Genomic DNA, 14,811 nt, shown 5'->3' with positions numbered 1-14,811 from the left:
TAGCAATAATGAATGCCCAGACCAGATGGAATGGACAAATTTTTCATTGGTCAGCTATACAAAATGATTTGAATGCTTATTTTAGTGATAGAATAAAATAGGATGACACAGTTAATTGAACACTCCCAAACGTTCAGGTCTGAATACTCGCATCAGTTTTTCAATTTCCCTCAACTCTTAAACTTTTAAACCCCTCAACTTTTAAACTTCCTAAACTTATAAACTCCTTTCAAAAGCCCCTCCAAATCGCTATATTTGCATTCCTTAAATTTCAAATATTCCATTCAAAAAAACACTTCAATGACAAAATCTTCCAAAATTATATATACCAAAACCGATGAGGCACCGGCTTTGGCAACCCATTCTTTTTTACCTATTGTCCAAGCATTTACTTCCCCCGCAAACATAGAGCTCGAAAGTCGCGATATTTCGCTGGCGGCAAGAATTTTGGCGGTCTTTCCCGAATTTCTCACGGAAGAGCAGCGCGTGAATGATGATTTGGCAGAGTTGGGTGAATTGGCAAAAACCCCGGAGGCAAACATCATAAAGCTTCCAAATATTAGCGCCTCCCTTCCGCAGCTAAATGAAGCAATTGAGGAACTTCAAAAGAAAGGATTCAAGATTCCAGATTATCCCGATACCGCTACTACTTCCGAAGAAAAAGAAATTAAAGCCAAATATGACAAAGTAAAAGGAAGTGCCGTAAACCCAGTGCTCCGCGAAGGAAATAGCGACCGCCGCGCCCCAAAGGCCGTAAAAAACTACGCGAAAAAGCATCCGCACAGTATGGGCGCTTGGAGCAGCAATAGCAAAAGCCACGTGGCCACGATGCAGCACGGCGATTTCTTCCACAATGAAAAATCATTGACTATGGCTGCCGATGATACCTTGAGTATTGTTTTGGTGGGAAATGATGGCAATAAAACCGTTCTAAAAGATAACCTAAAAGTTTTAAAAGGCGAAATCATCGACGCTACGGTGATGAGCAAAAAGGCCTTGGTTTCTTTTTTGGAGGAACAGGTTAAAGATGCGAAAGAAAAGAAGGTTTTATTTTCGGTGCATCTAAAGGCAACGATGATGAAAGTGAGCGACCCGATTATTTTTGGGTATGCCGTAAAAGTTTATTTTGATGATTTATTCAAAAAATATGCAGATACCTTTAAAAAATTGGGAGTAGATGCCAACAATGGATTGGGCGATTTGGAAAACAAACTTTCCGAATTGAACGAATATGAAAGGGATGCTATTCTGCAGGACATTAAAAAGATAATGGCCGAAAACCCAGATTTGGCAATGGTTAACAGCGACAAGGGCATTACCAACCTACACGTGCCAAGCGATGTAATTATCGATGCCTCCATGCCGGCAATGATTCGCAATTCGGGCCAAATGTGGGGACCCGATGGGAAACCCCACGATACCAAAGCCGTAATTCCAGATAGCAGTTACGCTGGCGTTTACGAAACCACAATCGAATTCTGCAAAAAGCACGGCGCCTTTGACCCAACCACGATGGGCACGGTTCCAAACGTAGGCTTGATGGCCCAAAAAGCAGAGGAATACGGTAGCCACGACAAGACTTTTGAAATTTCTAAGGATGGAAAAGTACAGGTTTTGGATGCTTCCGGAAAAGTGATTATCGAGCACACGGTTGAAAAAGGAGATATTTGGAGAATGTGCCAAGTAAAGGATTTACCCGTTCAGGATTGGGTTAAACTTGCAGTGGAGCGTGCCCGCGCAACCGGAAACCCGGCCGTTTTCTGGTTGGATGAAAATCGTGCCCACGATGCCGAGCTCATTAAAAAAGTAAACAAATACCTGCCCGAACACAATACCGAGGGTCTTGAAATAAAAATCCTTTCCCCAGAAAAAGCTACTGAATATACCTTGGAACGCGTAAAAGCTGGAAAAGATACTATTTCGGTTACGGGAAATGTGCTTCGCGATTATTTAACTGACCTCTTCCCTATCCTTGAATTGGGCACGAGCGCAAAAATGCTTTCCATCGTTCCTTTAATGAACGGCGGAGGTCTTTTTGAAACAGGTGCCGGAGGTTCCGCCCCTAAGCACGTTGAGCAATTTTTGGAAGAAAACCACCTGCGTTGGGATTCCTTGGGCGAATTTTTGGCATTGGCAGTTTCCTTGGAACATTTGGGTTCGAAATATGACAATCCAAAAGCAATTGTTTTGGCAGATGCCCTTGACGAAGCCACGGAGAAATATTTGGAAAACAGCAAATCCCCGTCCCGAAAGGTAAACGAACTGGACAATCGCGGCAGCCATTTCTATTTGGCCATGTATTGGGCGGAAGCACTTTCAAAACAGGATAAAGACTCAGAATTGAAAAATATCTTCACGCCAATTGCCAAGGCCTTGAAAGAAAACGAAGCCAGAATAAATGATGAATTGATAGCGGTGCAAGGCCATCCCGTAAACATAGGCGGCTATTACGAGCCTACGGAAAAACTGGTTTATGAGGCAATGAGACCCAGCACCACTTTTAATAAAATACTGGCAGACCTGTCAGCCGTGGCTGAAATAAAATAAAAATCAGACCGTTTTATAGACCTTCAGCTTTGCTGGAGGTTTTTTTTACCCCATTCCAAATATGCAACTGAAATACATATTTACTTTTCTCATAATCTTAGGTCTTACTTCTTTGGTGGGAAGCACGGGACTCTTCGCGCAGGAAAAATTCACGCTTAGCGGTACCATTTCCGAAGAAGATACCGGGGAAACCCTTATTGGCGTAAATGTTATCGTTCCTTCCCTTCAAACGGGCACGGTTACAAACCAGTATGGTTATTACTCCATTACACTTCCGAAAGGCGAATATGAAATTGTGTACAGCAGCATTGGTTTTGCGCCCCAAAAAGTACGGATTTCCCTTTCCGAAAATGTTAAAAAAGATTTGTCCTTAACAACGGATACCGAAAGTCTGGACGAAGTTGTAATTGAAGCAAATAACGAAAGATTGAACATCCGCAGCTCGCAGATGAGCACCAATACCCTTTCCACGACCACTATTAAAAAAATTCCTGTAGTTTTGGGCGAAGTTGACGTTATCAAAGCAATAACGTTGCTTCCCGGAGTTACGAGTGCGGGCGAGGGCGCCAGCGGTTTCAACGTTCGCGGCGGGGCGGCAGACCAAAATCTGATTCTTTTGGATGAAGCCACGCTTTATAATTCTTCGCATTTGTTCGGGTTCTTTTCGGTTTTTAATCCCGATGCAATTAAGGACTTGACGCTTTACAAAGGAGGCATTCCCGCACGTTACGGCGGACGGATTTCCTCGGTTTTGGATATCTATCAAAAAGATGGCAACAAGCGGGAATATCACGCCAGCGGAGGCATTGGTTTGGTTGCCAGCCGATTGCTCTTGGAAGGGCCAATAAAAAAAGATGAAGCCTCGTTTTTAATTGGGGGAAGAAGCAGCTATGCCCACCTTTTCCTACCGTTGTTTGACAATGATAACATTGCCTATTTCTATGATTTGAACGCCAAACTTAGTTACAATCTCAACGATAACAACCGCCTTTATTTGTCCGGTTACTTCGGAAGGGATGTTTTTGAAATATCGGACAGTTTTGCGAATAGCTTCGGAAATACAACATTGAACCTTCGCTGGAACCATCTTTTTTCTGATAAACTGTTTTCAAACCTATCGCTGATATATTCAGATTATTATTATGGTTTGGAGCTGAAATTTGTCGAGTTCGATTTTGATAGCGGCATTCGAAATTTTAATTTGAAATACGATTTCACCCACTACATCTCAAACAATATAGATTTGCGCTACGGCATCAACAGCATTTATTACAAATTCAATCCGGGTGACGTAACGCCAACTACGGAAGATTCGGGGATAAATCCTTTTAAACTTACCGATAAGTACGCTTGGGAAAACGCAGCGTATGTTGATGCCGAAATAGCTGTTTCAGATAAAATTTCGGTGCAGGCCGGGCTTCGTCTGTCCACTTTTAACCGTTTGGGGCAAGACGAACTATTTCTTTATGAAAATGATAATCCTATAATTTATAATGAAAGCTTGGATATTTATCAGAAAGCGACGCCCATCGATACCGTTTCATTCAGCAGAAGCGAGACCATAAAATCGTTCGCCAATCTGGAGCCGCGTTTTGCCATTTCCTATTTGCTGAATGACGATTCCTCCATCAAAGCCAGCTATAATAGGATGGCGCAGTACATTCACTTAATCAGTAACACCACATCGCCTACGCCATTTGACATTTATGCGCCCAGCGGAAAATACATTGAGCCACAATTGGCAGATCAAGTGGCTTTGGGGTATTTCAGAAATTTCAAAAATTATTCCCTCGAAGTGGAAACCTTTTACAAAGAAGTTAAAAACCGGCTGGATTACGTAGATGATGCAGACTTAATTGCCAACAACGCGGTGGAACAAATTCTCTTAAACGGGGAGGCAAGAGCCTACGGGCTGGAGCTGCTTTTCAAAAAAACAACGGGCAAATTACAGGGCTGGCTTTCCTATACCCTTTCTAAAAGTGAGCAACGAACACCTGGAAGAACGTCTGCCGAAAGTGGAATAAACAATGGCGAATGGTACAACTCGCCTTGGGACAAAACGCACGATATTTCAGTAACGGGCCAATACGAGCTATCAAAAAAATGGTCCTTTGGCGCCAATTTTATATTTCAAACTGGCATACCCACCACTTATCCCGAAGGGCAGTATCAGTACAACGGTGTGATCGTGCCGGTTTACGAAGCACGGAACAGCAGCCGACTTTCCTCCTTTAACCGATTGGATTTTTCTGCCACTTGGACGCCGAAACCGGAAAGTACCAAACGATGGAAAGGGGAATGGGTTTTTAGTATCTATAACGTTTACAACCGTAAAAATGCGGCTTCAATATCGTTTCGAGAGAATACGGATATTGGACAAAATGAAGCAGTTCGGCTGTCTATTTTTGGGATAATACCTTCGGTAACCTACAATTTTAAATTTTAAACGTATGAAGAAGTTATTTTTATTGGTGATTTTCTTCGGAATTTTTTCTTCCTGTGAAGATGTCATAGATGTGGAACTCAACGACGCACCGCCGCGCCTGGTAGTAGAGGCCAACCTGAACCGTTGGCAGGATGGTAACGCCAGTTCAGCAGTTAGATTGACCACCACGGCTCCGTTTTTTGATAACAACGTGCCGTTTGTTACTGATGCCGAAATAACCATTACCGACGAAAACGGCGAGGTTTATCCGTTCATTTATACCCAAAATGGCGTTTACAGAGCCGATTTGACACCGCGGTTAAACACAGAATACACATTGCGGATAATTTACCAAAATGAAACCTATACGGCTACCGAAACCCTTTATTCAGTTGCGCCATTGGAATTTGTTGAGCAAAGGAATGACGGTGGCTTTACGGGAGAGGATATTGAATTGAAAGCGTTTTTCACGGATCCGCAGGGACAGCGAAATTTCTACTTTTTTGAGGGACTGTCAGAAAGAGGAGATGTGCTCGATGTTTACAATGATGAATTTTTTGACGGAAACACTATTTTTGGATATTATTTAGTGGAAGACTTGGCGCCGGGAGACGAGGTGCAATTCAACATTTACGGCGTAAGTGAAGCATATTACAACTTTATGTTTATTCTTTTGCAACAAACCAGCGACCAAGGCGGAGGTCCGTTTGAAACGCAGCCCGCAACCGTTCGTGGAAATATTGTAAATGAAACGAGCCCGGATAATTTCCCGTTGGGATATTTTAGGGTTTCTGAAGTTTCCACACTAAGCTATACCGTTCAATAAAATATCATATCTTAGCGTACAGGCGCACGGACGTGCGTCTCAGTAAAGGCGCACGGACGTGCGTCTCAATAATGAAAAATATGACTTTCACAAAAACAACCGAGACCGATTCAAAATACAATCATTTGGAAAAAATGAGCGTCTCCGAATTGCTTCAAAATATCAATAACGAAGACAAGACCGTTGCCTATGCTGTGGAAAAATCACTTCCCCAGATAGAGAAACTCACTGAAAAAGTAGTTGAAAAATTAAGGGCCGGCGGAAGGTTGTTTTACATAGGCGCAGGCACCAGCGGCCGCTTGGGAATTGTTGATGCCAGTGAATGCCCGCCAACCTTCGGTGTACCGCACGATTTGGTTATTGGTTTGATAGCCGGTGGAGATACCGCAATCCGGAAAGCCGTAGAATTCGCAGAAGATTCCGAAAATCAGGGTTGGGAAGATCTTCAAAAGGAAAACATTTCAGAAAAAGATATTGTAATTGGTATTGCGGCTTCCGGTACTACGCCCTACGTAATTGGCGCGTTGAAGAAATGTAATGAAAAAAACATCCCAACAGGCTGTATTACTTGTAATGAAGGAAGTCCATTGGCAAATACCGCAGTACTTCCAGTGGTTGTAACCGTCGGACCCGAGTTTGTTACCGGAAGCTCCCGAATGAAGGCGGGGACCGCCCAAAAATTAGTCCTCAATATGATTTCTACTACTGCAATGGTTCAATTGGGAAGGGTTAAAGGAAACAAAATGGTGGATATGCAATTGAGCAACAACAAGCTCGTGGACCGTGGCGTGCGGATGATTATGGAAGAATTAAAGGTTTCTGAGGAAGAGGCACAGGCCTTATTGAAAAAATACAAATCCGTTCGAAACGCCATCACTCGCAACACATAACACATAACCCTTAACGCTTAACACATAATGCTTAACACTTAACACATAAAAAATGGGTAAAGAGCATACAGATTTCGACTTATTAAAAAAAGGTTTAAAATTCTTGGCCTTTGCCTTGCCGTTACTTTTTTTAAGCCCTTATTTACTTACATTATCTTTTTTGAACAAAGAAACATTTATGTTTTTCGTGTTTCTTTTCTTTGGAATTATAGCCGGTGCGGGCGCAATTTATCTTTGCTTTAAAGGAATAAATACTATTTTGAAATCTATTTTTTAAATTAAAAAAGACCATCCTTTTTGGACAGTCTTTTTCTATATTAAATTCCATAAATAAATTATTCTTTCACAATTCGGATGGTTTTCGAGGTACTCGATGAATATATAGTTACAAGATAAGTACCCACAGGCAATGTTGAAATATCTATTGCTGCTTCCTTTGATTGTGGATAAGCCTCAAAAAGTTGCTGTCCCAAGACATTTCTTACCGTTATTTCAGAAATATCGGCAGAATATTTTAAATTCAGTAAGCCCTGTGTGGGGTTTGGATAAAAACTGAAATTGTCTTCGTTAAATTCATCAACTCCTACCGTATTGAAATCCAGTCTTCCAAAATAATGAGAATTACCACCACTTATCAATACACTAACTCCCGTATTAGGGTCTAAACGGCTAACCCCTGCTGCACTGGCCCATAAAATTTCACCGTTGTCCAGTGTTGCCACACCCCTCAAATTTCCCAAACTCCAATAGTCAAGAATAGAGCCATCCGTTTCAGAAAAGCGGTACAGGCCATTCTGATTGCCACCAGATATTGTACTGAATACGGCGGCCAGGATCATATCGGGTTCCTCAATCGCTATTTGCTGAATAAAATTTACCACGCCCGAGTCCACGATATTCCCTAAAAAGGCACCGGTATAGTCACGCCTTTCAATATTATCAGTGCCACTGTACGAAATATATACTTCGCCACTACCGGCGTCTATAACATCGAAGGGTGATTCAGATTCGGGCGTTGTCAGGAAAAAACCCAAGTTATTTCCTTCAAAGTCAAAGCGGACTATGGCATCGCCCGGAGCTCCGTTGTTGGTTCCCGAATTACATACCCATACCTCCCCATTTACGATATTTATGCCCCGTATGTTATCCAGGCCACTATCAATAGAAGAAAGAAAGGTTCCATTCAGGTCGTAACGCTCTATTATATCACCAAGTTGATAGGTGATCCAAATTTCGTCATCCACTTGGGCCAATGCCTTTGGTGTCCCTCCATTTAAGGAAATAAACGAAGGATCGATAATGGCACCATTGTCTGGGTCAAGCAGTTTTACCTTCCCACCATTGATCACAGCTATGCGTTCTTGCGCAAAAAGTGAAAATGCACTGAAAAGAAATAGAAGTGCAAAAATGTTTTTAAGTAAAGTAGTTTTTTTCATAAGTAGTTGATTTAGATTTAAGTAAGTTATGGATAAATTCTTAAGCAAACAACATTTTTTTTTGGTTTTAAACTTTCTTGAAAAAGACGGTTTTTTCTAAAGATAAAAATGTATCCATTTCATACGCTATTGCCGCAATGAAATCTCATTTTCCATCGTAAAAAGCCCAACCGGTTTATTGATTGGGCTTTTAAAGGAAAGCGGTTTTGTAAAAGGAAATTTTTATAAAATTGGCCATTAACCGCGGCTATTCAATCAAGTTATCTACTGTTTTATTAATTTATGGGAAGAACGCATGTTATTTTGTGCTTCAATTTTAAGAAGGTAAACGCCTTTTTCCAAACTTGAAACATCAACCGAATTTAAATTTTGGTCTTCATTTTCCAATGTTAATACTTGTTGTCCTGTTATATTATAAACTTGTATAGACGTAATTTCCTCCTGTGTCGAAATGTTCACGATATCCTTTGCAGGATTTGGGAAAATGGCTATTTTGCTACTAGGGCTTGTTATATTTTCCGTTCCAAGTATTTCATCTGGGATTATAAAATCAATCCAGACACCTTCAGGGAAAAAGCCTCCAGCCCCATACGCATAAATCCTCCAACGGTTAGTGGGCTGATGATAAATTGCACGGGTTACGTATGGCAAATATGTAGAATTACCGCCAATTCCATAATAATGGCTGTATAAAAATACCGCATCTGGATTATTATTGAGGGCGGGGTGGTCTAATTCCATTGAATTGCCGTCAATATTGCTAGGTATAGATACCTCACTGCCTCGTATTGCAGAAGTGCCTATCCCCTTCATTATTTTAAATGCCACGCCCAATGGTATTTCCTCCAAGCTTTCTACGTATAATATTCTTTTATCAATAGGGTTCGAGAAGTAAGTACCATAAACATAAGGATTGTAAGTTCCGTTAGGGTTCCAATAGTTATTAAAGAAAAGATAGTCCTCTGAAAGAAAACCGTCAAGTTCAGTATGGAAATTTGTTGTATTGGAAGCATCGGCTATATGTGTAGTTACTACACTATCATCGGCAATATAGATATTGAACTTTGCGCCATTTGCCATATCTACTTGATTTTCATTAAATATAGCCCATTTGCTTGTAGCTGTATTATAATAGATTCCCGTGGGGTTATCGTTCTCTGCACCGCCCCCTCGCTGGCAAAACATAACCTTGGCATTGGGATTTCCGTTTAGTTCTGGATTGTCTATGGTTGTAGTCGCTCCAGTTATATTTGCTGCCGTTGCTGTATGGACAAAGCCTTTATCCTGGGCATAAGTTATTGCACTTCCCAAAAATAAAAATATAGCGAACGATAGAAATATTTTTATTTTATTTAAACTGTTGATGGTGTCTTTCTGTTTCATTTTGATAATTTTTTAGTTAAACATTTTGATTCCTGAAACTTTGAATGCTTCTTTAAATTTGCCATTCAACCATAATTATAATAGTTGATTTTAAGCCCTCTATAAATCAAAAGTATTGGTTTTAAATTGTGAAACTGGAAGCGGATTAGTCTCGGTATTTCTATTGAAAGCAATTGGTAGATTTGGGTTAGTATTCGGAGAATTAAGCTATTAAACTAATTTTTGAAATTATTTTTTAATGTGCAATCAAACAAAACGGCTAATTATACAACTACATTCCAGGAGTTAGTTTAAGCGATATGCAATAATAGTATCTTCATCCCAAGTAGTACCCCCAAAAAATATGATTGAGTCTGCTGTATTTACAATTTCGGTGTTTCCCGCCACATAATAATATGTTCTGTTTGCTCCCGTTGTATTGTTAATTATAATTGTTCCAGTTACCAATCCATAATTGCTAGAACCTGATAAACTTCCACTTATTAATGGTGAGCCTTCTATATATGCTGACGGTGATGGATTCGCTCCACCATTATCCGAAAACGTAGTGCGCAACCAAAAGGAAGAGTCATTTGGCGAAGGAGGATTGCTGGGATAAATAAGCATAGTAACATTAACAGCAAACCTGCCAGGAGGCAGAACAATTCTTGATCCTGTCTGTAAATAATTGGTAGTGGTGTATGGAATATTTACCCCGTTTCCAACTACATTTCCCGTTATGTTATCAATACTCTGTGCTCTCCAGGAAGCCGTTCCATTAGCGCTTGAGGTTAGCACTCTTCCGGTTGCCTGTGTGCCATCCACAATCCTTACATTACCGTTTACATGCAGATTGGCAGTAGGTAAAATAGTGCGGACACCAACACGATTTGTACTTGCATCTACAAACAATGAGTTGTTGTCAACGCTCAAATCACCATTATTGCCATTTTGCAAAAAAAGCTCAGAATTTGTATTTGTAACAATTTCATTTTCGTCAATCCGAAGTGAATTTGCTATCTCAAAAGCTCCCGTTCCTGGCACCCCGGTGGCATCAGTGTTGTTTTCTATTTCAACTCGGTCGTTTGGAATATTGGGGAATAAATAACCCGAAGTATCTCGGCTCCAATATCCATTAAAAGCTGATGTAAACGGTATCCAAGTTGTAGTTGGGTTGTCCCAATAATAAAACCCTGGCAAATTACTACCAACTGTTGTGTTTAAGTACACCATCATACCTTGTTGCTGAGCTGTGGGATTGACTGTAGGAAATACATCTATTTTTGGAATCAACAGACCGTCAGTATTGAGCGGTGCGGTTTGGTTAGAGGATCGAATATCTAACGATGCCTCCGGTGTTGTAGTACCTATACCCACTTGGGAAAAGCTTTCCCAAGAGAAAATGATAAATAAAATGATTATAAATTTCTCCATGATTTTGTTTTAAAAAATTTCTAACGAGTGCTTAAAAAGGGAATAGTTTTTTTAAATCTATTGTTTTTAGGCAATTTTAAAGGATGCCAATTAGCATACGGCTGTATCTTACTGTTATATGGTAGGCATCAATTAGTATGCGTAACACTTTCCCATATATAATCCAAAAGGATTTTTTTTTCGAAAAAAAAGAAAAACCACTAGCTTTTTCAATTAATTACAGTTACTAATTGGCACACGCCAAAACCTTGAAATAGAACGCTCTATAATAACAACTGATTTTCAATAAAAAAGATTTTACCATATTTGTAGAAATGAAACCTGCAAACGCCCATATTGCACTCACCATATTTCTCTGGCTTTTCACTTTAGTGATGCAATGCCAAGAAGAGATATATAGCAATTTTGAAAACATACGGTTTGAGCAGGTTAAAATTGAGGATGACGATGGTTTAACGCTAAGGGAGTCTGCCGAACAAATTTACGAAGATGAAAACGGCATAATTTGGGCCGTAATTAGCACAGGTCTATACCGTTACAACGGCTACAGTGTCATTAATGTTACAGATTATCTCGCAACGAAGTATCATCTGAAATTTGGAAATGAATTCGGGACTTGTTTTTATGTTGAGAATGATAGCCTCATTTGGTATGGCAGCAGAAGGGCACTGTACAAGATCAATCTAGCCACTCCTGAAGCAAAAAAAATTGTTTTGGACAGTTCCGTTACTGACCAAAATTATAGAAACTATATTACTCTTTTTGAAAAATCAAACGATACGCTGTACGTGGGGACCGCCAATGGAATCTATTTGATAAATTCAAATACAGACAGTATAATAAAGGGGTTTTTAAATGATGGTGTAGATTACGGCTGGCGTATGAGCAGTAAAAATGTGAATACTATTATGCCAAATGTAGAAATTGGAAACGTCTGGACTGCGATGGGAGATGGGTTTTACAAAATAAAACTAAAGTCTGGAAAAACAGAACAATACATATCCACTACGCAAGTTTGGGATTACAGCCACTACTATTTTTCGGGAGAACGCTACGATAGCATATTATTAATGCCATCCTACGGAATGGGAATGGTAGAATTTAATTTCAACACAAAACAATTTACCGACTATCACACAAACACCTCGAAAGGTAATGGATGGCAATACAATGTTATTCGTGCAGCTATAAAGCTTAATGATAGCCTTAGTTTGGTAAATGTTTCCGGAATTGGATTTGGCCTATTTAACCGGTTGAACAAAAAATATACTTTTTTGAACACACCCTATGTAATTGAAGAAGATGGCGCATTCATAGATACAGATAGAAGTGGCTATGCGTGGACCGGGAAATGGGGAAGACTGTTTCGCACAACCAAACCTATTATTAAAGCGAACAAACACTTCAAACATATACTTGATATTGCCTCGGTAAATGTAAACGGAATATTGAAATACCGGCCACCCTTAGATGGTTACAAAAAACTAAGACTTGAAAATGATGAAAATAATATTGAATTGGTGTACAGTGTTACCAAGCCATACCTATATAATTCGGTAAATTATCAATATAAAATAGACGGTGGGGCATGGCAAATCCCAAAACAAAGCAATAAACTAACTTTTTTTAATTTAGAGCACGGCACACATACTATACAAATTAAAGCTAAGGGTAAAAACAAAGAATTGGCCAGACAAACTATATCTTTTGAAATCTTCCAGCCCTTTTACAAATCTATTTATTTTCTTCCGAGTATTTTGCTTTTTGTTTTCGTTGCGGGATTTTCAATAAGGGAATTTCAAAATAAAAGAAATCGGAAAAATGCCGAACTGAAATCGGCCTTTGATAAAAAGCTGACTGAACTTGAAGCCAAGGCATTAAGATCGCAAATAAACCCACATTTCATTTTCAACACACTCAATAGCATAAAATATTTTGCTACAATGAAAACGAAGGAGGAAACAACGGATTTTATTACACTATTTTCCACATTGATTCGGCAAGTACTGGAAAATTCAAAACAATCCTTAATTCCATTGAATGAAGAAATTGAAACGCTAATCGCTTATATTGAAATTGAAAAACTCCGGTTTAGAAATTCTTTTGACTATACCCTTAAAGTGGACGAACAAATTCCAAAAGATTTTTTAATTCCGCCAATGATTGTACAACCATTTATTGAAAATGCAATTTGGCACGGTTTGATGCATAAAGAAGACAATAGAAATCTGTCCATTGAATTTTTAAGAAAGAACAAAACTGTTCAATGTATTATCACAGACAATGGAATAGGGAGGAAAATGGCGCAGGAAATCACCAAAAATAAACCACTTAAAACCAGTTTAGGAATTAAAATAACCCATGAAAGACTGAAAAAATTATCCGAACTTTATAATTTGAAGAGTACCTTCAAAATTATAGATTTATTTGATGGCGAAGGAAAATCCTCTGGAACACGCGTAATTATTGAATTTATAACAGTTTAGAAATACTTTTGGAATAGTACTTAATAACCCAAATGAGTGATTTGAAATTGACAGCTTCAGTCTTCTCCAATATCCTGCACAGATGAAAAAAGCAATATTAATAGATGACGAACCAAATAGTCTGGATATTCTTGAATATGAAATTAATCAAGTAAACAAGAATATTGAAGTAATTGCCAAGTGCAGTGATGCAAGAAAGGCCGTTCAACTAATTGAAGAAAAACAACCAGATATTCTGTTTCTCGATATTGAAATGCCGTGGTTTTCCGGTTTTGAAATATTGGATCAATTATCAAAAATAAATTTTCAAATTATTTTTGTAACGGCCTATGATCAATACGCCATCAGAGCTTTCAAATATTATGCATTCGACTATTTATTAAAACCCATTTCAAAAAAATCCTTAATTGAAACCTTAGACAGAATTTCGGAAAGACCCGAAAAATTCGCCGAATTGGAATTGCGGAATATTTTAAAGTTGTTAAAAAAAGGAGCTTTAGAAGATGATAAAATTGCCGTCCCCACCCTAGAAGGTTTTGAATTTTATAGTTTAGAAAATATCATCCGTTGCCAGGCCGACTCAAATTACACAAAAATTTTTGTTACGGGAGGAAAAACGATATTAGTCTCCAAAACCTTAAAAAATATTGAAGAGCGCATAAGCAGTTCTCATTTTTTTCGCATTCATCAATCCCACCTCATCAATTTAAAACATATAGTAAGCTATTCTAAAGCTGATGGCGGCGACGTTAAAATGTCTGATAACTATTCTGTGCCAATATCAAGGTTGAAACGAAATGAATTTTTAGAAAAAATGAATTTGGACTTTTCATAATTTTTGGAACTTTACCATCTACAATCGAAAATTTACATATTCCAATAAATTAACCCAGACAACTTCACTTTACCCCAAAAAAAAAAGACCCAACCAAATAATTGGTTGGGCCCTTAAAGGAAGGCGGCGACCTACTCTCCCACTGGATAGCAGTACCATCGGCGCAAACGGGCTTAACTTCTCTGTTCGGAATGGTAAGAGGTGAGCCCCGTCGCTATAGCCACCTTAAATCTGCCCCCTAGCCCCCGAAGGGGGAACCACTGNGAAAACAAACAATAGAAGAAAAGCGAACTTTACTTAAAAAAAGAGTTCGCCGCCCCCGGTAGCAAGTCTGAGTTGCTCCCCCTCCTTGGGAGGGGGCCGGGGGGAGGCCGTACATAAGCTTACGGGCTATTAGTACCGCTCGGCTGGGACATTGCTGCCCTTGCACCTGCGGCCTATCAACGTGGTAGTCTCCCACGGCCCTTTAAAGAAATCTCATCTTGTGGTGGGTTTCGCGCTTATATGCTTTCAGCGCTTATCCCTTCCCGACGTAGCTACCCAGCGGTGCCCCTGGCGGGACAACTGGTG

At 39.5% G+C, this 14,811-nt stretch carries 10 protein-coding genes and 2 rRNA genes; 7 read left to right on the top strand and 5 right to left on the bottom strand.

The annotated features are described in order from the left end of the window. Nucleotides 1-300 precede the first annotated feature (300 nt). The 5 genes from POV26_RS01865 (at nt 301) to POV26_RS01845 (ending at nt 6,965) form a co-directional block, all read left to right on the top strand. The gene (locus tag POV26_RS01865) at nt 301-2,547 is read left to right on the top strand and encodes an NADP-dependent isocitrate dehydrogenase (RefSeq protein ID WP_272854792.1); all 2,247 of its coding nucleotides are present in this window, start codon (nt 301-303) and stop codon (nt 2,545-2,547) included. Nucleotides 2,548-2,608: 61 nt separating this feature from the next. After that, a complete protein-coding gene (locus POV26_RS01860) occupies nt 2,609-4,993 on the top strand; it encodes a TonB-dependent receptor (protein ID WP_272854791.1) in 2,385 nt (794 codons plus the stop codon). A 4-nt stretch (nt 4,994-4,997) separates the two neighbouring features. After that, nucleotides 4,998-5,798: a DUF4249 domain-containing protein gene (locus POV26_RS01855; RefSeq protein WP_272854790.1), complete on the top strand. Its 801-nt coding sequence runs from the start codon at nt 4,998-5,000 to the stop codon at nt 5,796-5,798. An 80-nt stretch (nt 5,799-5,878) separates the two neighbouring features. Next, entirely contained in the window at nt 5,879-6,688 is an 810-nt protein-coding gene (murQ, locus tag POV26_RS01850; protein ID WP_272854789.1) for an N-acetylmuramic acid 6-phosphate etherase, read from the top strand. A gap of 52 nt (nt 6,689-6,740) precedes the next feature. Next, a complete protein-coding gene (locus tag POV26_RS01845; RefSeq protein ID WP_045079756.1) occupies nt 6,741-6,965 on the top strand; it encodes a DUF6095 family protein in 225 nt (74 codons plus the stop codon). A 58-nt stretch (nt 6,966-7,023) separates the two neighbouring features. On the opposite strand, the gene POV26_RS01840 is transcribed toward POV26_RS01845, so the two are convergent. From POV26_RS01840 to POV26_RS01830, 3 genes are all read right to left on the bottom strand, one after another. After that, nucleotides 7,024-8,124: a T9SS type A sorting domain-containing protein gene (locus POV26_RS01840; protein WP_272854788.1), complete on the bottom strand. Its 1,101-nt coding sequence runs from the start codon at nt 8,122-8,124 to the stop codon at nt 7,024-7,026. Between the two features lie 264 nt (nt 8,125-8,388). Beyond that, entirely contained in the window at nt 8,389-9,507 is a 1,119-nt protein-coding gene (locus POV26_RS01835) for a T9SS type A sorting domain-containing protein (protein ID WP_272854787.1), read from the bottom strand. Between the two features lie 285 nt (nt 9,508-9,792). Then, on the bottom strand, nt 9,793-10,920 hold the full coding sequence (locus POV26_RS01830; RefSeq protein WP_272854786.1) for a hypothetical protein: 1,128 nt from the start codon (nt 10,918-10,920) through the stop codon (nt 9,793-9,795). 314 nt (nt 10,921-11,234) lie between these two features. Between POV26_RS01830 and POV26_RS01825 the strand changes: the two genes are divergently transcribed. Together POV26_RS01825 and POV26_RS01820 are read left to right on the top strand one after the other, a co-directional pair. Further along, entirely contained in the window at nt 11,235-13,406 is a 2,172-nt protein-coding gene (locus POV26_RS01825) for a sensor histidine kinase (protein WP_272854785.1), read from the top strand. Between the two features lie 82 nt (nt 13,407-13,488). Further along, nucleotides 13,489-14,241, top strand: a complete 753-nt coding sequence (locus tag POV26_RS01820) for a LytR/AlgR family response regulator transcription factor (RefSeq protein ID WP_272854784.1) — start codon at nt 13,489-13,491, stop codon at nt 14,239-14,241. A gap of 118 nt (nt 14,242-14,359) precedes the next feature. Here POV26_RS01820 and rrf read toward each other — a convergent pair. Further along, nucleotides 14,360-14,469, bottom strand: a 5S ribosomal RNA gene (gene rrf / locus POV26_RS01815). 145 nt (nt 14,470-14,614) lie between these two features. After that, nucleotides 14,615-14,811: ribosomal RNA gene (locus tag POV26_RS01810) — 23S ribosomal RNA — on the bottom strand; the annotation flags it as partial.

The organism is Aequorivita todarodis (assembly GCF_028561335.1).
In the GTDB taxonomy this organism is placed as follows: domain Bacteria; phylum Bacteroidota; class Bacteroidia; order Flavobacteriales; family Flavobacteriaceae; genus Aequorivita; species Aequorivita todarodis.
This window is presented reverse-complemented; position numbering and strand designations above follow the sequence as displayed.